The 20,077-nt window shown below is 47.8% G+C and carries 11 protein-coding genes; 3 read left to right on the plus strand and 8 right to left on the minus strand.

Annotated features, from left to right (window positions below):
* Position 1 precedes the first annotated feature (1 nt).
* On the minus strand, positions 2–934 hold the full coding sequence (locus NFI80_RS08685) for a heme-binding domain-containing protein (protein ID WP_235163403.1): 933 nt from the start codon (positions 932–934) through the stop codon (positions 2–4).
* 215 nt (positions 935–1,149) lie between these two features.
* Between NFI80_RS08685 and NFI80_RS08690 the strand changes: the two genes are divergently transcribed.
* Positions 1,150–3,393: a glycosyltransferase family 4 protein gene (locus NFI80_RS08690; protein WP_235163402.1), complete on the plus strand. Its 2,244-nt coding sequence runs from the start codon at positions 1,150–1,152 to the stop codon at positions 3,391–3,393.
* Entirely contained in the window at positions 3,390–4,400 is a 1,011-nt protein-coding gene (locus tag NFI80_RS08695) for a glycosyltransferase family 4 protein (protein WP_235163401.1), read from the plus strand. Before NFI80_RS08690 ends, NFI80_RS08695 begins: the two co-directional genes overlap by 4 nt.
* Here NFI80_RS08695 and NFI80_RS08700 read toward each other — a convergent pair.
* The gene (locus NFI80_RS08700) at positions 4,389–5,870 is read right to left on the minus strand and encodes a glycoside hydrolase family 130 protein (RefSeq protein ID WP_235159134.1); all 1,482 of its coding nucleotides are present in this window, start codon (positions 5,868–5,870) and stop codon (positions 4,389–4,391) included. The two genes, NFI80_RS08695 and NFI80_RS08700, sit on opposite strands and share 12 nt — an antisense overlap.
* Before the next feature lie 204 nt (positions 5,871–6,074).
* Here NFI80_RS08700 and NFI80_RS08705 point away from each other — a divergent pair, with 204 nt between their 5' ends.
* A complete protein-coding gene (locus tag NFI80_RS08705; protein WP_235159135.1) occupies positions 6,075–6,503 on the plus strand; it encodes a response regulator in 429 nt (142 codons plus the stop codon).
* Here NFI80_RS08705 and NFI80_RS08710 read toward each other — a convergent pair.
* From NFI80_RS08710 to NFI80_RS08735, 6 genes are all read right to left on the minus strand, one after another.
* Positions 6,493–6,687: a hypothetical protein gene (locus NFI80_RS08710; RefSeq protein WP_235163400.1), complete on the minus strand. Its 195-nt coding sequence runs from the start codon at positions 6,685–6,687 to the stop codon at positions 6,493–6,495. The genes NFI80_RS08705 and NFI80_RS08710 overlap by 11 nt on opposite strands.
* A 176-nt stretch (positions 6,688–6,863) precedes the next feature.
* The gene (locus NFI80_RS08715; RefSeq protein WP_252172109.1) at positions 6,864–8,447 is read right to left on the minus strand and encodes a RagB/SusD family nutrient uptake outer membrane protein; all 1,584 of its coding nucleotides are present in this window, start codon (positions 8,445–8,447) and stop codon (positions 6,864–6,866) included.
* A gap of 30 nt (positions 8,448–8,477) precedes the next feature.
* Positions 8,478–11,999 carry a SusC/RagA family TonB-linked outer membrane protein gene (locus NFI80_RS08720; RefSeq protein WP_235163398.1) on the minus strand — a complete coding sequence of 1,174 codons (3,522 nt, stop codon included), beginning with the start codon at positions 11,997–11,999 and terminating at the stop codon, positions 8,478–8,480.
* Entirely contained in the window at positions 11,992–13,002 is a 1,011-nt protein-coding gene (locus NFI80_RS08725; RefSeq protein WP_235163397.1) for a FecR family protein, read from the minus strand. Before NFI80_RS08725 ends, NFI80_RS08720 begins: the two co-directional genes overlap by 8 nt.
* Before the next feature lie 99 nt (positions 13,003–13,101).
* The gene (locus tag NFI80_RS08730; RefSeq protein ID WP_235163396.1) at positions 13,102–13,761 is read right to left on the minus strand and encodes an RNA polymerase sigma-70 factor; all 660 of its coding nucleotides are present in this window, start codon (positions 13,759–13,761) and stop codon (positions 13,102–13,104) included.
* A 372-nt stretch (positions 13,762–14,133) separates the two neighbouring features.
* Positions 14,134–20,031, minus strand: coding sequence for an Ig-like domain-containing protein (locus NFI80_RS08735; RefSeq protein ID WP_235163395.1), 5,898 nt, complete (start codon positions 20,029–20,031; stop codon positions 14,134–14,136).
* Positions 20,032–20,077: the final 46 nt, after the last annotated feature.

The raw sequence follows: 20,077 nt of genomic DNA on the forward strand, positions 1-20,077 counted from the left end.
TTTATTTGGTCGGAATGTTGAATACAAAATCGTTTTCAGGTGCAAGCAGCCGGTGGCAATTCGCGCAAGTCTGTTCAAAAAGGACCGTTTTGCCTGCTGGTTTCAGATCGAGTCCGTCAAATTTCGCAAATCCCCAGCCTTCGGTTGAGCTGTATTTTTTGCTGTCTTTGATCATAAACTGTGCATTTTGAAAATTGCCTGGCAGCACATTGCCGTCTTTATCCTCCGCCTGTTTACCCCAAACGACCTTTACCACCCTGGATCCGTCGGGGAAAGGAAGTTGATGGTTTTTAAGAGCCTTCACCAAAACATCATTTCCGTAAACGATCCGCATGCTGCCCCCGTCAAACTTATCGGTCACGCTGATGATCTTCCAGTTTTTGTACTCCGCAGAATAGGGAATGCCATTCAAGGAGACCGGCGTTTTTTGAGTCAAAAATTTATCATTTGTTAAAGATCGGGCAACGATCCTGGCGGTGTCCACTTTATGCCTTCCCGGAAGTGTATTGACATATTGTTTCAAAACCGTCAGTTCGGATGCAGACACTTTGCTGCCGGGATGTGCCAGCTGATAACGTTGTAGAGGCATTTTCTGCTGATCGATTGCGTTCACCATTTCCCAAAGCAACAACTCCTGCACAGCAGGCGGGTTTCTGTCCCATTCCGAAAAATTAAACCGCGACCGCGCCTCATTCACATCATGCGCCACCAGGAAGGATGCTGGGGCGATCCTATCAAACCATTCTACTTTGGCTTCATTGGAATGGCAGTCATAACAAGCCCGCTCCAAGATCTGCTTTACCTCCTTTGGAACCACAATTTCGCTGGTCACCGGCGGATTTTTAATGGCTGGAGAGCCGATTTGCAATGCTACAAAAATGATGATGAGCACGATCGCCGCACTTTTGTAAAATGTTAACCCTGGCTTTTTCATTCTGTATAATATCTGATTCTCATAGCTCAAATATAGCTCTGTTCATCCCTGTTTCCGAGCAACAGGCCCTCGTACCAGGCAAACTTGACCGTAAACCAGACATCGACGAAGGCGAACCGGACAGTAAACGGCACCGAGTGTGACAGGTGATCCGCTTTCAACCCTAACAATGCGGGATAATAGGGTTAACTTAGAAGAAATCAACTCCGCACTTTATGAAGATTTCGTTTGTAGGCACATTCCCGCCACGGGAATGCGGAATTGGCACCTTTACCAAAAATCTGTATGATGCTGTCAACTCCGCACCAGGGGCAGATGGCCCAAATACTGCGCTAGTGGTAGCGATGGATGACAACGGGCAGCATTATGACTATCCAAAAGAGGTGAAACTGACCATCCGGCAAGAAGAACAAGCTGATTACCTGGAAGCCGCAAGTTTTATCAATATCAGCGGGGCCGACATCTGCGTTTTGCAGCATGAGTTCGGGATTTTCGGGGGGCAAAACGGCATTTATATACTCCCGTTCCTTTACCGTCTGAAAATTCCGTTGATCGTCACTTTGCACACAGTGCTGAAAAACCCTTCCTATAATGAGCGGGCTGTGATGATTGAGATCTGCAAAATCGCCCAAAGGGTCGTCGTAATGACCAGGAAGGCGGTTGATATGCTGATGGAAGAATATGGTGTTGCCGAAAGTAAAATCGAGCAAATTGCGCACGGCGTTCCGGATATACAATTTGACCAACAGTCTGTCAAAAAAGAATTCAAGCTTCTATCCAGAAAAGTCCTTCTCACATTTGGATTTATCGGGAGAAACAAAGGCATTGAAATTGCGCTGAAAGCCCTGCCTGCGGTGGTTGCAAAGTATCCGCAGCTGGTTTATATCGTTCTAGGCAAAACGCACCCGAACGTGATCCGGCATTCAGGTGAAGAATACCGGATTTTCCTGCTAGGATTGGTTAAAAAGCTAGGCATTGAAAAGCATGTCATTTTCATGAACGAGTTTGTTGACCAGACTGAGCTTTTTAAATATCTCTCCGCCTCTGACATTTACATTACACCTTACACCAATGAGGCACAGATCACAAGCGGAACATTGTCCTATGCCATTGGTGCAGGATCTGCCGTGATTTCTACGCCCTACTGGCATGCTGCCGAATTGCTTTCCGAAGGCCGCGGCAGATTGTTTCCGTTCAACGATGTCCAGGCTCTAAGTGAAGTATTTCTTGATTTGCTTGATCACCCGGATACAATGATGCAATTGCGTAGTAACGCATTTAATTACGGACGAGAGATTACCTGGCCCAAGATCGGTGCAAAATATGCGAAGCTTGCTGAAAAAATTGTGTCGGAACAGCCGGATGTGCAGGCAGAAACGGAAACAATCCTGGATTTGCTGGCCTTGCCTCCATTTTTGCTGGACCATGTACAACGGCTCACCGACGATACGGGAATCATTCAACACGCCAAATACGGCATTCCGAATTTGAAAGAAGGTTATTGCCTGGATGATAATGCGAGGGCGCTTTTGATGGTGCTGATGACCTATAAAAGGAATAAAAACCCGCTGGCACTCAAATTATCCCCTACTTACCTGAGCTATATCAATTACATGCAAAACCCGGACGGCGCGTTCCGGAATTTCCTGAGTTTCAACCGTAATTTCCTGGATGAAGTGGGTTCAGAAGATTCGTTTGGCAGGACAATATGGGCATTGGGCTATCTGTTAGGAAATGCACCTAATGACGCTTATTATCAAACCGGGCGGGATATTTTCTTTGACGCTTCACCCAATTTCGTGAAGCTGCAATCCATCCGGAGCATTGCCAACACCATCGTAGGCATATGTCATTATCTGAAAAGCAACTCAGGGGACGAAGGAATGATTGAGGTTTTGCGGCAGTTGACAAACCGGCTCATGGTGGATTATGAACTGAACCGGACGGATGACTGGCATTGGTATGAATCGCTTCTGGCTTATGATAATGCTTTTTTGCCTCTCGCAATGCTGCACGCTGCCGAGTTTTTGAATGATGAAAGAGTCAATCAAATTGCTTTGGAGAGCATGGAATTTCTTTCGAAAATCACTTTAAACAACGGCTATCTTTCTATTGTAGGTAATGAAAAGTGGTATCTTAAAGATGGCGAAAGTTCAATGTTTGCCCAGCAGCCACTGGATGCATTGGCTATGGTGCTCATGTTCCACCAGGCGTTCCGGCTGACGAGCGATCCCGCTTATGTCCAACAGCTTAATACATGTTTTATGTGGTTTTTAGGTGAAAACGATCTCCGTATCAGTCTTTATGACTTTGAAACCAAGGGCTGCTGTGATGGTCTGGAAAGATATGGCGTAAACAGGAACCAGGGAGCAGAGAGCACATTGGCTTATTTGATTTCTCATCTAAGCGTTTTGGAAGCATTTGAAGAGCTGACCAAGTTAAAAGCGGCTCACCCATGAGAGTCGCGATCTTATCATCCATTGCCTGGCGCACGCCGCCACGCAATTACGGGCCCTGGGAGCAAGTTGCGTCCCATCTGGCAGAAGGTTTGGTAGCAAAAGGAATCAATGTAACATTATTTGCTACTGCCGATTCAGTTACCAAAGGGAAATTGGATGCTACTTGTCCTGTCCCTTATGCGGAAGATCAGAACGTTGACCCTAAGGTGGTTGAATGCTTGCATATCAGTAATGTAATGGAAAAAGCAGATCAATTTGATTTAATTCACAATCATTTTGATTTCCTGCCACTGACGTATTCCAGGCTGATCAAAACGCCAATGTTGACTACTATACACGGTTTTTCGTCGGACAAGATCAGGGAGGTTTACCGGAAATATAATGATGACACACATTACGTTTCAATCAGTAATGCGGATCGGGATGAGACTCTGAGTTATACGGCCACGGTCTATAATGGTATCGACGAAGAAGCATTTCCCTACATTACTTTTCCGAACGATTATCTGCTTTTTTTTGGAAGGATCCACCCCGACAAAGGTGCAAGTGAAGCTATTCAGATCGCTCGGAAAAGTGGAAGGAAGCTTCTTATAGCAGGATTGGTCCAGGATGAGGGGTATTTCAAGCGAGAAGTGGAGCCGCATATCGACTCTGAAAATGTCTTTTATTGCGGGAATGTCGGGCCAGAAAGGAGGAGCACGCTGCTCGGCATGGCTTATGCAATGCTGCATCCAATCAGTTTTGAAGAACCTTTTGGACTCAGTGTGGCTGAGTCGATGCTTTGCGGAACGCCCGTAATCGCTTTTAATCGCGGATCAATGTCCGAATTGATCAAGCACGGTCAAACAGGATTTTTAGTAAGTACGGTGTCCGAGGCAGTAGAGGCCGTGGGGCTTGTAAAAACGATTAACAGAAAGGACTGCGCCGAATGGGCACAGTCCATGTTTACCAAGGATAAGATGGTGGATGGCTATCTAGCGGTTTATGAATCAATTTTAAACAGATAATCCCGCATTTTGTGTCAGCTCTTTTAATAAATCTTTAAGATCCACAACTACATAAGTCGATGCGTAATCTGACATCGCGTATGGAATAATCAGGCTCTCGTTGTGAATAAGCGCGCCGCAGGAATACACGACATTAGGAACATAGCCTTCCCGTTCCTTGCGATTTGGGATCAACAATGGCTGGCTCAGTCTTCCAATTTCTTTTTCAGGATTATCCAGCTCAAAAAGGGACGCTCCCAGAACGTATTCACGCATAGGACCAACGCCATGGGTCAGGACCAGCCAGCCAGCCTCTGTCTCCAACGGCGATCCGCAGTTTCCAATCTGCACGAATTCCCAGGGGAATTTGGGCGACTGGATCATGGTCGCCTGTCTCCAAACACTGATGTTGTCAGAAAAAGCAATGTAATTATTAACCCCGTCGATCCGGCAAAGCATGGCGTATTTGCCATTGATTTTCCTGGGAAAAAGCGCCATGCCTTTATTTTGAGCGATTTCGCCATGAATGGGCAACACTTTGAAGTGATAAAAATCCTTTGTCATCAGGATTTTGGGCAGGATCGAAATTCCGTCATATGCGGTGTAAGTTGCATAGTACACCGGCTCGTTGTCTCCCTGCATGAATTTAACAAACCGGGCATCTTCAATGCCCCGTTTTTCTGTGTCAGCAATGGGAAAGATCACGCGTTCGGAAATATCAGTGTCCAGGGAAAAATCCATTTCGTAATGCGATGATGCCAGCCACATCATTTCCCTCAGAAAAATGCGGCTAGGCTCGTCCATTTCAATGACCCTGTTTGTTTCATCGACGTAGCGTTTCAACTCCTCATATGTAAAGGTTTCGGTCAGTTTTTGTTCAATAACCGGGTAAGCAGCGTTTTCCAGGTTCTGCATTTCGCCCAGTTTTGCCAGGAAAGTCTTCTTTTTGTACACATGGTTACGCACATGTGCAGGCGAATCAAGCATTCGGCCAGGAGGCTCGACAGTGATCAGGTTATCCCGGTCAATGATGGCCGATCTGAAAACAATCGAAGAAATATGGCCCTCGCCCGTTGCCCGGAAACTCAGGATAACCCTGCGCTCCCCAAAACCTATCCGTGACTGGTCCGGATCTTCAACAATCGATGGATTAAAGAAGGCAGCAGCTTCAATAGAATATTCCATTGTAAAAAAAGAACCTATCAACATTTCCGCTGTGGTTCCTAATTGTTTCAAATCAATGTCCATCGAGCTGAGCACGTGGTGGAGCCGGTGAAAATGCCGTTCAAAAATTCTCAGAATATTGCGGTGCCGCTTGGCATATTTGCGCAGGACATTGCTTAACTCCTGTTTTTGCTGCTCCTGGGAAAGGTTCAGGATCATTGTGATCAATTGCCTGGCCCTTTCTTCACTGCTAAACATAAAACGGGCAATTACGCGGCTTGAATCTGGTTGAAAGACAATGTCCTTCCTGGTTATGTTGATTGACATTTGAAGTTTTGCAGCAAGGTGAGCCTTTAATCCGGAATGTCAATGCCTTTGTCCAAAGTCCATCCCTGAGGCCCCTCGCAGGAGTCCCGCGACTAATGGTGTTGAATGTCCATTATTAAAGGGTATCTTACATAAAACGAAAAGATCATGTCAAAGAAAAGGTTGCATTCTTTTGCTTGCTATAAAATTTAATGTTTTGCCAAAATGAATAAAGGTGGCGATATCATCATTATTGAAGATGATCCAGATGACCAACTGTTAATTGAACAAGCTTTTCAAGAGCTGGGTTATGCAAACAAAAGAATTTATTTTCCCGACGGGCTCGAGGCGTTGGCATATTTAAATAGTGAAACACCGTTGCCATTTATCATCTTATCTGATATCAACCTCCCCAGGTTGGATGGGATCCAACTAAGAAGAAGGTTGCGAGAGAATGCATCGCTAAACTTAAAGTGCATCCCCTATTTGTTCTTTACGACTGCGCTGAATCAGGATGTGGTCATTGAAGCTTACAGCACATCAGCGCAGGGTTTCTTTGTAAAACCGTCAGACTTCAATGAAATCAAACAAACTTTGAAATCCATCGTCGAATACTGGAAGCGATGTGCCGCTCCGAATAATTTTAAGTCGTAATCAGATAGTATTCATCAATCTGGTTCCAGGAATAGCTGTAAGTAATTCCGGATACTTCCTGTACAAAGTCACCGGTTTCACCATCTGTAAAGCCAACGCGCCAGTTGGTTGTATTTTTGATCCTGAATTTTAGTGTCGAATTTGACGGCGGGAGATCCTTTTTTCCTAATATCTTGATTTTCATATGCTAAGGTAGCCTTATTCAGGCGCAAAACCTTCTTATATTCCGTATAGTTTGTCCGTTATGGTTACTTTTCCGGGATCAACGGTATAATGCAGTTTTGCGCCATTCGTCTTTTGCTACGCGCCTGAAAAGCGCTGAAAATAGTGTGAGAGCCAGCATGCTGGATTTCGTTTCATTTAATTCCAGTCGTTGGTAATGTCTTTCGCGACTAGCGGATTGGTGTTTTTCTCAGTTAAGGGAATAGGAAATAATACGTGTTTGTCCTGGAAGAAAGACTGACTTGACGCCGGATACTTCGCTTTCTTTTCAGCATTCAAGGTTTCTTTGGCAATGCCCCAGCGGATGAGGTCAAACCAGCGCACTTGCTCACCGACGAGTTCCAGTTGGCGTTCCAACATGAGCTTTTTCATTGCCTCGTCCTTGCTACCCAGCGCAGTGTAGGCAAATGCGCCGGAGCGGGCGCGCACTTTGTTGATCAATGGCAAAGCTTCACCTATTTTTCCGACCTGGATCTGCGCTTCGGCGAGCATCAGCAGTACATCGGCATAGCGGATGATCTGGGAATTGATGTCCGATTGGGGTAGTTCGCCTTTTTCCTTGTATTCGTAAGGTTCGTATTTCCTCCACCGGTAGCCATTGCCATTCTCTGCGAACGGATACGTTTTTACCCCGGCAGCGCATTTGTCGCAATAGGTTACGTCGCCTCCGCTGGCTTTATCTCCGTAGAATGTGTTTTGGGCTCTCGGATCGACATAAGCCTTGCCGGCTTCATCTTTATAAGTGAATGCTTTCACGGCTGCGTCTGAGATAAACACGTTTCGCCAGTCGTTCCAGCCGTATTCCATGGCGCGGCCGGTCAATGTATTTTTACCGCTTCCCGATCCTTCCTGAGATCCAAACATATAGTATGGACTTCCTTCGGCCCAGCCCCCCCATTCTTTGTGCGGAACGTCGAAAACCGATTCTGCGTTTTTCACAGGCGATTTAGTGAAGAGCTCGTCGAGGTTTTTGACCAGATCATACGTGTAAGGCGCCTTGGTCAGTAGCTCAAATTGCGCGGCAGCTTCGGCGTATTTCTTTTGGTATAAATAGGTTTTGCCCAATAATGCAATGGCCGCACCTTTGGTAACCCGGCCCAGGTCGCCCGCACTGGCGTACGTGACAGGCAGTCCGCTGATTGCATTGGTGAGATCCGATTCAACCATTTTCCAGCTTTCCTCAGTACTCGCCCTTGGAAGATAAAATTCGTCGTTACCACTGTAATCCTTGCGGATCGGCACCCTGCCCCAAAGCGTTACAAGCAAAAACTCAGCATAAGCCTTCAAAAAATAGGCTTCGGACACATATTGGGCCAGTTTTAACTTCTCTGCATCGTTTGCAGGTGTTATTTTCGCAGCTTTATCGATCACCAGATTCGCCCGGAAAGTCATTTTGTAAGTGGTAGACCAAAGGTCATTGATCTGCGCATGATTGGGTGCATAACTGTAATCGTGCAGCTGCAAAACGTCCCCCAGCAACGGCGCATCTGCCTCGGCTTCATTCCCGGTAAGATCCATTAAATAATAGAAATCCCTGGAATACAACCCCTTGTAAAGTAGCAGCCCATAAGTCGCTGTAACAGCTTCTGAAATCGTGGCGGGCGTTGTGAAGTAAGTATCGTCGTTGTAGCTCGACTGATTTTTGACATTATCCAGTGAGTTGTCGCAGCCGGCAAGGGTAAGGCAGGCCAGCGTTCCCAGCGAAAGTATTTGCTTTTTCATCATGATGAAAATGAATTTGAATAGAGAAAATTAAAACCCGACCTGCAATCCGACGAGGAACGTCCTCGGCTGTGGATACTGACCTGTATCGACGCCTTTGGTGAAAATAAAAGACTTGGCATCGTTCACACTCGCGCTTACTTCGGGATCATATCCTTTGTATTTGGTCAATGTGAGCAGGTTCATCGCGGTGGCATAAATGCGGAAGCTCGAAAACACTTTTCCGCCTGTGGAATTCAAAATTGTTTTCGGGACCGAGAATCCAAGGGTGAGGTTGCGCAACCGCATGAACGAGCCGTTTTCCAGAAAGCGGTCGGAAGCACGCAGGTTGGAAGGTGTATTCTGGCCGGATCTTGGCATATCGGTAACGTCTCCATCCTTTTTCCAGGCATTGAGTACAGCCGTTGAAGAGTTGAATGGGCGCGTTGTGCCTTCTGTCCAGTAACGCAATGCATTGTAAACTTTCACATCGCCGATCCCCGCCAAACCCATCGAAAGGTCAAAAGCTTTGTAGGATAAATTGACCGAGCCACCATAAGTCCAGACGGGGATCGCCGAGCCGAGGAACGACTGGTCTGCATCGGTAATGCGTCCGTCGCCATTCAGATCTTGATAAACAATGTCACCCGCCTTTAAACCGTCCTGATAACTTGCAAACCCCTTCGCAACCGCCTGCTCATTATACCTGGCCACATCCGCAGCGCTGGACACCACATGATCCACCTTGTATCCGTAGAATGAACCAATCGCCGCGCCTACATCCGTTTTGGTGATATTAATTCCACCATTGGTGCTGCCACTCACGATCGGCGCGCCATTGCCAAGTGACACTACATTGTTCTTATTATAACCCGTATTGGCCGAAATGCTGTAACTGAAATCTCCTGACTGCCCTGCATAAGATAATGCGGCTTCAAAACCTTTATTAACTGCATTAGCCGCATTCTGAACCATGCTCGCATCATTATAAACATCTCCCAAACCTGTGGAAACGGGCAGTTTCACATCCAGCAGTAAATCCTTGCTATCGCGTTTGTAGTAATCCAGACTCACCTGAAGTCTGTTTTGCAAAAGGCCGAAATCAACTCCAAAGTCGATCTGCGTGGTTTCTTCCCATTTTAGGAAAGGGTTAGGCACGCGGGTAACGGTCGCTCCTTGTTGGAATGCTTTGTTTTCGCCAAAAGAATAGACAATGTTGTTATTTCCATAGCCTCGGTAAACGGTCGGGTCAGTGAGGAACAAGCCGATATTCGCATTGCCGGTAATGCCCCAGCTGCCGCGCAGTTTAAGGTCGGAGATAAAGGAGATATTTTTCATAAAATCTTCATTCGCAACCTTCCAAGCCACCCCAACTGACGGGAAATTCCCTTTGCGGTAAGCCTTTCCAAATGCAGGGTTAATGTCCTGACGGATCGATGCATTTACGAGATACCTGTCATGAAAAGCGTAGGTAAGACGGCCAAAATACGAGCGGGAAGCATAAATACTCGATCCAGTGCCGGTAATGCTGTTGGATTTGGAAACACCGATTTGCTTGATGAGGTCATTGGTAAAACCCGAACCGGTCATATTCACGCTCCGGCTCCTGGTGCCTTCATTGTAGGTGTTACCGGCCATGAGTGAAAAATCATGACGGCCTATTGTTTTCGTGTAGCTCAGGATATTTTCAATGATCGGCGACACTGAGAATGAATAGCTTTCCTCGATCTTGCGGTCAATTTTGGTATTTCCGTTCAGATATTCGCCTGTGTAATTATAGCTGTTGCCATTGGAAAGGCCGATGTTCGCCTGTGTCCTGAATTTGAGGCCATTGATAATGTCCACTTCACCCCATAATTGAAACAGATTCGAGACGCCTCTTCCTAGTTTTTCCGTGAGATAAATGCCTGGTAGCGGATTGAGCGCATCGTTCTGGTCGATGATCGTCGTCACTTTACTATATCCTCCCAGGTTGGCTGGGTCCATTGTCGGTGCGTAGGGTGGCATCCGGAGCGCCTCTACAAAGCTGGCTGCATTGCCCGTTGTCCTGTTGTATTTAAAGTTAATGGTTTGTCCAAGTCGAATTCTTTTGCCGATCTGCTCTTCGAGCTGCGTGCGTAAATTGATCCGCTGGTAACCATAATCCCGCATAATACCCTCCTGATTGGTATAACCAGCCGAGAAGTTATAGGTCGCTTTATCACTTCCGCCTGTTACGTTCACGTGGTGCTCGGTGATTTTTCCATTCCTAAAAATCTCTTTCTGCCAGTCGGTCCGGGTTACCAGCACGTCGGGCGTGTTGAGTTTATCGGGCACTTTGTTTCCCTGTACTGCATCAATGTCTTTTACCAACTGCACATACTGCGCCGCATCCAGCATATCGAGCCTTTTCCAGGCCTGTGCCACGCCTACATAGCCATTGTAAGTCACTTTTGGCGTTCCGGCTTTGCCTTTTTTGGTAGTAATCAACACAACTCCATTGGCTGCCGATGCGCCATAAATCGCCACGGAAGCAGCATCTTTCAGCACCGTAATGTCCTGAATATCATAAGGACTTACTGAATTGATATCGCCGCCCTGGATCCCATCGATCACATAAAGCGGATCGGAATTGGTGAGCGAACCAACGCCACGAATGATGATTTTGGCATTCGAGCCCGGTAATCCGCCTGTATTCACGATCTGTACACCGGCGATTTTACCCTGCAAAAGTTGCTGGGCAGATGTAGCCGATACATCCCCGAATTCCTTGCGCCCAACCACGGCAACTGCGCCGGTCAGGTCTTTTTTCTTGGCCGTTCCGTAACCGATAACCACCACTTCTTCCAATGCTTTTGTATCCACCGAAAGCGAAATATCCACGACAGAACGATTCCCAACGATCTCTTCCTTTGGCAGATATCCTACAAAAGAAAATATCAGAACATCGTTGGGACCTGCTGCTGTCAGCTCATATTTGCCCGCAATGTCCGTCGTAACGCCACGTTGCGAACCTTTGATCACCACATTCACTCCCGGAAGTCCATTGCCTCGCTCATCTGTAACCCTTCCCTTGATTGTCTCTTCCGCTGGATTTTCCTTTGTTATTTTGGAAACAGTAATTTCAGTCCGGCTCAACGATTCAGGAGCCGCACTTGGGGCGATGGTAGCGCTCTCAATCGTGGCTATTCCGGCCTCAGATACTTTTTTCTCAAATCGTGAAACGATCACATATGCTTCTTTTCCTGCTTTTTTGAAACGAAGATTGAACGGTTTGAGCAGATCTGTCAGCTGCTTTTCCAGCTTGCCGCCTTCCTGACGGAAATCCGCGCCGGTAATGGTGATATTTTTAACGGTTTCTTCTTCAAACAATATGCTTACTTGGTGCTGCTTGCCCAAATCTACCAACAAATCTTTCAGGTTTTTGGCGCTGCTTTCTTCGCGTTGGGAAAGATTCCGTTGGACGGCATTCCGTTGGGCGGCATTCTGCTGAGTCGGTCGACTTGCAAATGAAATAGCCTGCGCCGTGCAAAGCTGCTGAACAAATAACATGGTCAGCACGATACGGGTTTTTTGTAGAAATCTGCTACTCATGATTAGGGTTGGTTACTGATGTTCTCAATTCAATAAATTCGTTGTGTTTTACCACTTCCAAATGAAGCAGTTCAGATAAGATGGCCAGGAGGTCGTCGGCTTGCCTCGCTTTGTAGACGCCGCCGATCCGACGGTTACCAAGAACGGGGTCAAGTATACGCACATCCACTTTGAAGCGTTCGTTCAGCTGTTGCACCGCCTCTGACAAGAGCGTATTGTCGAAGTAAAACATATCCTGCTTCCAGGCCACGAACTTTGCTGGTGTCGATGAAGATGTAAGCGTGAATTTTCCGTCTTTTTCGGTTGAAAACAGATTGCCGGGTTTCATATAAAGCTGCTTTCCTTTCGGCAGGCTTAGCTTTACCTTTCCTTTTGTTAGAAAAACCTTCGTACCACGCTCACGAGAGTAAGCAACAAACTCAGTACCAAGGACTTCGATAGAATAATCTTTATCCATTTTCACAATGAACCGGCTATCCTGCTCGGTATGAACGACTTTGAACTCTGCCTCACCTTCCAGCACTACTTCCCGGTTGCCCGATCCGAAACCGAGCCTCGGAACGCGTAAAACTGAATTGGCATTAAGCACGACTTTCGTTCCGTCCGAGAGTTCAAAGGCAGATATACGGCCGTTATCGGATGTTAATGATTTGTACATCAATTCCTGATTGAAAACAAAGCCGCCCACCACCAGGAAACAAGCAGCCACGGCACTGTAAGCCCATGCACTTTTCCAGATGCTGAAATGCGTTTGTTCTATTTGTTGCAAAGGGATTTCCCGGGCTGCATCCTGATCGTTGACCAGCGCAACAAATTCAGAGAGAGCGCTTTCCACCTGCGGTGAAAACTGCGGATGGCGGCTTTCCCATTCGTCGAGATACTGATAATAAAGCTCTTCATTCCGCGGGTCAGCCAGCCAGTCTTCGACGAGCTTACGCTGAATGGATGTGGTCCTTCCGTCAAAAAAATCGAAGAGGACGTCTTTGGATAGGGATTCTTTCATTTTATATTTTTTAGCTTTTACAGTCCTGTGAGGGCTGTCTTGGATGATTCGCGGCAGTCAACAACAGACAAGTGCAGTGGCCCGAACCCCATGTCGGGTTTATACTTTAATTGAAATCATCAGCGCGAGGCAGATAAACCAGCTGTCTTTCAAGCCCGTGCGAAGCCTTGCGATGGCGCGGGTAATGAGCGCTTCCACCGACTTGGGCGTAATCTGAAGCTCAGCTGCAATTTCTTCTAGCGACTTGCCTTCAACGCGTTTAAGCAGATAGGCTTTCCGGCATTGCGACGGCATATCCTGTACAATGCGCTCGACCTGCTGGTGCAACTCGCTGTATAACAAAGCGTCACACGGATTGAGCGTATGGGCCTCGAAAGGCGTGGTCATTCCGTCCATCGGGGACGTACGGTTCAGGTCCCATTTCAGGTAATTGTAGGACCGATTTCGGACAGATTTGTACAGGTAAGCGCGGTAGGAAGTGTTGATGAGTTCAAAAGTCCGGCTTTGCCAGAAAGCTGCAAATACCTCTGACACAATATCTTCCGCGACTTCGCTGGAATGCACAAACCGGATCGCGTGGTTGCATAAATTGGTGTAATACTTTTTAAACAGCAGCTCGCAACCTTTCTGCGGGTCCAGGCTGAACGTCTTGCGGATCAGGTATTCGTCGTCGAGCATCATGGGGCCGTTATCCTGCGCAGACATATCCGCTACGTCCTTTTCGGCTGACGGTAGTTTGTTGATAGAATTTATTGCCATATCGTTTCATTAACGCGGCTGCAAATTTGCAGTTCTCTCACACAGACAAAACCACAAGCTCTATCCCCATACTATAAATAATATTTTTTTTTCAGAAAATAATTCTATTTGATCCATTTCTGAGGTGCATAACAATATAGCTCTGCCTACCGCAATGGTTTATGCGGATTGAGTTTAAAAATCCCGGAGGGATGTAATATTGGTAGCCGCGCCGCGGCAGAGAAATATGGGTAGTAACATTAAAATCCCGTAGGGATGAAACAACATACACGCCGTTTCATCCCTACGGGATTTTAAAATTTCAACAATCATCTTTTTGCTACCGCGCGGCGGCGGCCGATATTTCATCCCTACGGGATTCAATCAGTATTCCTACCGCCTCACAACCTTCAATACAACCGCTTCCCGTGAAGAACCTACCCTGATCAGGTAAAGCCCTGCTGTTTTGCCGAGCGGCAATGTGTGACGCTCTTGGTCGGCTGGTTTTGGGATTGATTTGCTGAACAAAGAACGGCCATTCACGTCGATAACCGTTACGTTGAGAGGCAATGCATTTGCACCGGTGATGACAACCTCGGCCTGGTCGCTGCTAACGGGATTTCCCATTAGTGTGGCGGTTAGTTTGGCTGGTTCCACTTCATTTTCGACTATTCCGAACCGGCCGTTAGTCTGCGCAGCAGGTTCCTCGCCGTACACGAGCTGTCCTTTGTAGTAAACCGTTATCTTGCTGTTTTCAGCAAATGGCGCGGCTGCTTTGAAGGAATAGTCGTTGCTTTCATCAAATGCTGACCAATTTGACTTCGCGATCCTGTACTGAATATTGCCGGTGCTGCTTAGTGGATACAATTTTCCGAGCGAAGGCGCACCTTTCAGTTCGAAATAGGTGTCCGCATTCACTTTCTGCTGGTTGCCAGCGAACTGGCCGCTCACGTTTGCAGCACCCAGTGCGGCGAAGTCTATCCAATGGTTCAGACTGGCAGTGCCGTCTGATGTGAACCAGTAGCGTATCGCAAGATCAGCGTAGTCTACAGGTACATTGCCTTTGTTCTCTACTTTGATCCACGTGCTCAGCGAGGCTGGCGACGCATTGGTATTTTTGTTTTCCGAATAAACTTTCAAGTCCATAACCGACGTTGCCGTGTCGGGTTCCACGCCCCACCAGAGTTTGCCGTTGCGATACAGCGTGATGTGATCGTTGGCAACGTAGGCAGAAGCGTTTTTGAAAGAGTAGTCGTCGCTTTCCGAAAGATCGGCCCAGTTCGTGTTGGCAAATCTGGTTTGGATAGCTCCCGAATTGGCCGACGGATTCAAATTCCCCGCAGAAACATTGAAAGCGATTTCAACATAACCCAATGCGCCATTGCGCGGTTTGGTCAGTTCCACATAGTTCATAGAAACCTTGCTGTTTCCCATTTCAGCGAAATCCACCCATTTGTTAATGCCCGCAAAATTCTCGGCAGTAACCCAGTAGCGGGCAGTAAGTTCGCTGTACGGAACTGCAACGGTGCTTTCGTTGGCAATGGTTAGGTATGGTTTGATGTGATTGTTGTTCACCTGTCCATTGTCGCCATCCATGTAAAGCACTTTCAAACCGGAAGAAACGACCAGTGTCCGGCTCGATGGCTCCGCAGGACTAAACGTTTCGTTCCCACTCTGAGAAGCGGTGATTACTGTGGTTCCGGGCGCAACAACTTTGATTTTTCCATTGGCTATAAGGGCCACAGAAGTGTCTGAACTTGCATACGTTACCGGCAAACCAGATGATGCTACTGCGCCCGGATCGAAGTCGGCATCGCCCACTGTTTTGCGCACCAAGCTATCCAGTGAAACCGTTTGTGCAACGACCGGAGGAGCTGCTATCGTCAGACAGAAATCATCCAGTATTAGCTTTCCGCTAGGGCCGGCTTTTGATGCCCATATGCCGATCGTTACGGCATTTGCAGGTGCTAATTTGGTTACTGAATATTTGGTATAAACCGTTTTTGCCGGATCAAATGGGTGAACCTGGAACTGCGTGGTACCACTCGTAATTTTTACTCCCTGCGCATCATAGAAATCGATTCCTATCCCAGCCCACCATGGCAGGATAAATTGCGATGCGTTTGAGGGATTTGGCGTCGCTTCTACTTTGGCCCAAACCTCAAAAGTGATCTCTCTGCCTCCGGTTACCGGAATTGTTTTTCCATAATTAATGGCTCCCTGATCCGCTGTGATCACGGCACTTTTCAATCCGCTTTGCGCTGATGTACCAATGGTCGCAGCCGCTGCATTCGGGTTCCTAATCCAGTTTACAAAACCACTTTCAAAACCATTGTTGGTAAGCACACCGCATGAACCCGCGCTGACAACCGTTACCGCCGAACCGGAAGAAACACCGCCTGCATCCTGTGCTGTGGCATTAATCGTAGCATTACCGACGGCGACAGCTGTTACAATTCCGGTTGCACTTACCGTAGCGACACTTGGATTGGATGAGCTCCATACCACCGTTTTGTTGCTTGCATTGGCAGGCGCAATCGCTGCTTTAATGGAAGTTGTATCCCCCACGCCCACAGTGGCTGACGTTTTATTTAATGTAACCGATGTGATCAGAACATTGGAAACCGTCACTACACTGCTAGCGGTTTTGTTCCCATCCTGCGTAGTGACGGTAACATTTGCAGTTCCAGGGGAAACGCCGGTTAATACACCACTTTGACTCACTGAAACAATGCCCGCATCGGATGTAGACCAGGTAAGCGTTTTATCAGTAGCATTGGCGGGTTGTACAGTAGCAACAATCGTAACTGAGTTATTCACGCCAACCGAAGTTGTAGGTGTGAGCGAAACACCACTCACAGCGATATTGGAAGCAGTTATAGTCGCTGAGGCTGTTTTCTGGCTCTCATTCGTGGTAACTGTGATAGTGGCAGTGCCAGGTGATACGCCTCTCACCAGCCCTGTTCCGTCCACGCTTACAACAGAAGTATTGGAGGAGCTCCAAACGACTTTTTGATTGGTAGCAATGGCGGGTAGTATCGTAGCCGACAACCGTGTTGTGTCGCCTACACCCACAGCAGCATTGGACGGAGTTACGGCCACAGAAGCAACAGGTGTGAGTCCTACTTCGATACCACTAACGACAGGAAACTCAAAATTCGGTATAGGCCTGAAAACAACATTAAGTAATCCTGACGCATTGGAACGGACCGAAAATTCTCTTACAATACCCTTAAATCTTCCACCGGCCTGCGCGATAATATCAAAGTTTTTAAGCAATGTGTCAGCTACACTGGTGCCGGTCACATTAAATTTCCTTTTTCCAGCAGTAACGGTTGTAGTGATCTCAGCAAAATGAATTCTGACTGTATACAGACTATTTGGCACCAGATTTCCATAGGAATAAATAAGCGGATGACCGCTGTGGCGCTGTGATCTGTATACATCCGCCGGAGCAGGAGAGCTGATGGCGCTCAAATCAATAGCTGTTGTTGTAGAGGTAGTCCATTGGTAGCCCGACTGCGGTGAGTCGGCAACAAAATTTCCAATCGTAGGCCCTCCGCAGTTGTTTGCAACCACGACAGTACCCACGGTCAGCACCGAGGTCGCTGTTTTTGCTGCATCTTCCGTGGTGACGGTAATGGTGGTTGTACCCAGCTTTAAGCCGGTTACCAAGCCACTGGAATTTATCCTGGCAACCGTTGTATCCGACGAAGCCCAGCTTACCTTTTTATTGGTTGCGATGGCAGGAAGGACAGTTGCAGTCAGATTTCGGCTCGTGCCTAATCCTATGTTGATGGCCGGGTCAAGGGTAACACTCGTCACACCGGTGGTAGGCGTAACTTTGATGCTGCTTTGGGCCGTTTTTCCACCATCCTGCGTCGTTACCGTAATGGTAGCAACGCCGGGAGCGACTCCGGTAACCAATCCTGTTGCATTCACAGTTGCAATGGCCTCGTCAGATGATGCCCAGCTGATGGCATTATTGGTGGGATAAGTCGGGGTAAGTGCAGCTTTTAATTGTTTTGTAAAACCAACAATGACAGAGTCAGCAGCTGGTGTTACGGCCACAGAAACAACCGGGCCGCCTGCGGGCTCACCCACAAAAATGCCATTGCCGCCAATGCCCAAATACACTCTTCCATGCAAATCAGCAGCCATATTACTCACAATACCCGGAACCGGGTTAGCGATCGTTGTCCAGGTAACACCATTATCATCGGACCGGAAAACACCATACGAAACGCCATTGATCCCTGTGCCTTCCGAACTTACAAAGATCACTGGACTGGCAGATGCAGTTGTATCTGCCTTGCCAACCGCAACCCATTTCGGCTTTTTGATCACATCCGGATTGATTTTGGTAAAGCTCTGGCCAGCATCTGTGGAATGGAACAGGCCGTCACCGGAGAACGAAATCCAGATATCTCCTTCCACGCCCGGTGTAGTTTCCACACTCATTTGCGCCACATTTCCAACATTAGGCAGATTGCTTGCCGCAGTCGGCGCAAAATTGACCCCTCCATCGGTGCTCTTGTAAATCTTACCATTGGCATAAATGTAAAAGACATTACCATTCACTTTATCAGCGGCTAATGGCTGCATTCCTGCCCAGATCTGGTAAATATCACCAGGCTTTAAAACCGCATTAGGAACACCATTGCAGGCTGTCCAAGTGGTACCCAGGTTGTCGGAATAATAAGTGAGCCCGCCCTGCGTAACCCAGACCATTTTGCGGCTGGTCGCAGAAACTGCGATCCTGCCTCTTGCTCCCGGAATCGAAGGAAATTTCACATAAGATCCCCCGCCATTGGTCGAATAGCCTCCTATTCCCGTACCATTCCAGCCATCGCTTCCTACCCGTGCTATAAAATTGGGATCTGAATACTGAATGGCGCCTCCGGATGTATTGCAACCGGTTTGGGTTGCAAACCAGGCGGATATTCCTTTCAAAGGTGGTGAATCCAGCGATTTGTGGTCGAAACCACCTACGTCGCCTGTTGTCGAAACCAAATAATTGGGGCCCGACGGCGGGCAGACCATTGGGCCGGCTACGACAATTTCTTCCAGTCCGTTATCGCGCAATTTCCAGGTTACCCGGCTTGCCCACACATTGGTCGTCTGGCCCACATCGAGCATATCCGAAAACCAGACGTGACCTGCATTAAAAGGATCCCAGGCAAAACCATTGACATTATGGCCGATATTTCCATTCGCTCCATCTCCGGCTGAATGCGGCGCTTCCGAGACATCGCGGGTTGCCGGTGCCATCGACGTCCAGCTACCCTGGCTCCCACCCGAAGTGCTGCGGTAAGCCACATCATGGTTCCACGTACTCGTTGTTGATACGATCACTTCGTTGCTATTGGACGGGTTGACGCCCACGCCGCTAAACTCCTTGCCAGCCACCGGTGTGATATCGATCCAGCTGCTTCCATTCCATTTATGCAAAGAATGCCCACCTGATGGACGGTAATCGGCTTTCGGCAGCCGGCTTACGAAAAAGGTACCGTCGTTGCTGATGCTCGCACGACGCGGTTCGGCCGGACTTCCAGGCATTAAGGCAAAGGTATTTCCTCCGTCCGTACTGCGGTATACGCCGGCCTTGCCACCCAGGAAAATGTTCCGGGTCACGCCATTGACTACTCCACCGCTTTTGTCAAAAAAGATAAATCTGCCTGATACCGAATCCGGCAAAGTAGTATTCACTTTCGTCCATGACCCTACTGCGCCCGCGGCTGTACTTTTGTGGGTACCATTTGCCCGGCTTGTTACATATACTACATTACTGTTGTTTGGGTCAACAGCGATGCGGTCTGTGTAAGTCTGGTCACTATTTGGCAAAACTGTTATGCGAAGCTGGCAGTCGGTCCAGGTATTGCCCCTGTCCACCGACTTCATGACCGTTCCCGGCGAAGTGCCACCTCCCGGCACCGTGCCCATGCCCGTCTGATGTGTTGCGTAAAGAATGTTACCCGTTACGTCGCTGGGGTCAAAAGCAATATCACCGCTCTTGGCGGCAGCTTCCCAGTTCCAGTAGGTGGTCGGAATCTTACCGGACCACATCATATCCTCCCATTTCTGGGCGGCGTGGTTCCAGCGGTAAGGTGTGCCTACGTCCGTGGTGATAAAGTAAAGATTAGGCACTTTGGGATGCGCTTTGATACTGGTTACATTACCTCCGCCGCCAATTCTAACCGGTTTCCAGTTGTAGGTCTGTGCTTTTGCGACAAAATTCAGGGCTCCTGTCAGTGCAATCAACAGCAGCAGCATTCGGAATAATCCTTTCATACTTGAAGATTTTGGTAAGAAGTAGTTTTTGACATCTTCGTACAGA

Source organism: Dyadobacter chenhuakuii, assembly GCF_023821985.2.
Taxonomy (GTDB): Bacteria; Bacteroidota; Bacteroidia; order Cytophagales; family Spirosomataceae; genus Dyadobacter; species Dyadobacter chenhuakuii.

Bases quoted from the DNA above. Each gene is read 5' to 3' on its own strand.
- NFI80_RS08705 (WP_235159135.1), top strand. From the start codon at position 6,075: ATGAATAAAGGTGGCGATATCATCATTATTGAAGATGATCCAGATGAC.
- NFI80_RS08690 (WP_235163402.1), top strand. From the start codon at position 1,150: ATGAAGATTTCGTTTGTAGGCACATTCCCGCCACGGGAATGCGGAATT.
- NFI80_RS08730 (WP_235163396.1), bottom strand. From the start codon at position 13,761: ATGGCAATAAATTCTATCAACAAACTACCGTCAGCCGAAAAGGACGTA.
- NFI80_RS08685 (WP_235163403.1), bottom strand. From the start codon at position 934: ATGAAAAAGCCAGGGTTAACATTTTACAAAAGTGCGGCGATCGTGCTC.
- NFI80_RS08710 (WP_235163400.1), bottom strand. From the start codon at position 6,687: ATGAAAATCAAGATATTAGGAAAAAAGGATCTCCCGCCGTCAAATTCG.
- NFI80_RS08700 (WP_235159134.1), bottom strand. From the start codon at position 5,870: ATGTCAATCAACATAACCAGGAAGGACATTGTCTTTCAACCAGATTCA.
- NFI80_RS08695 (WP_235163401.1), top strand. From the start codon at position 3,390: ATGAGAGTCGCGATCTTATCATCCATTGCCTGGCGCACGCCGCCACGC.
- NFI80_RS08725 (WP_235163397.1), bottom strand. From the start codon at position 13,002: ATGAAAGAATCCCTATCCAAAGACGTCCTCTTCGATTTTTTTGACGGA.
- NFI80_RS08735 (WP_235163395.1), bottom strand. From the start codon at position 20,031: ATGAAAGGATTATTCCGAATGCTGCTGCTGTTGATTGCACTGACAGGA.
- NFI80_RS08715 (WP_252172109.1), bottom strand. From the start codon at position 8,447: ATGAAAAAGCAAATACTTTCGCTGGGAACGCTGGCCTGCCTTACCCTT.
- NFI80_RS08720 (WP_235163398.1), bottom strand. From the start codon at position 11,999: ATGAGTAGCAGATTTCTACAAAAAACCCGTATCGTGCTGACCATGTTA.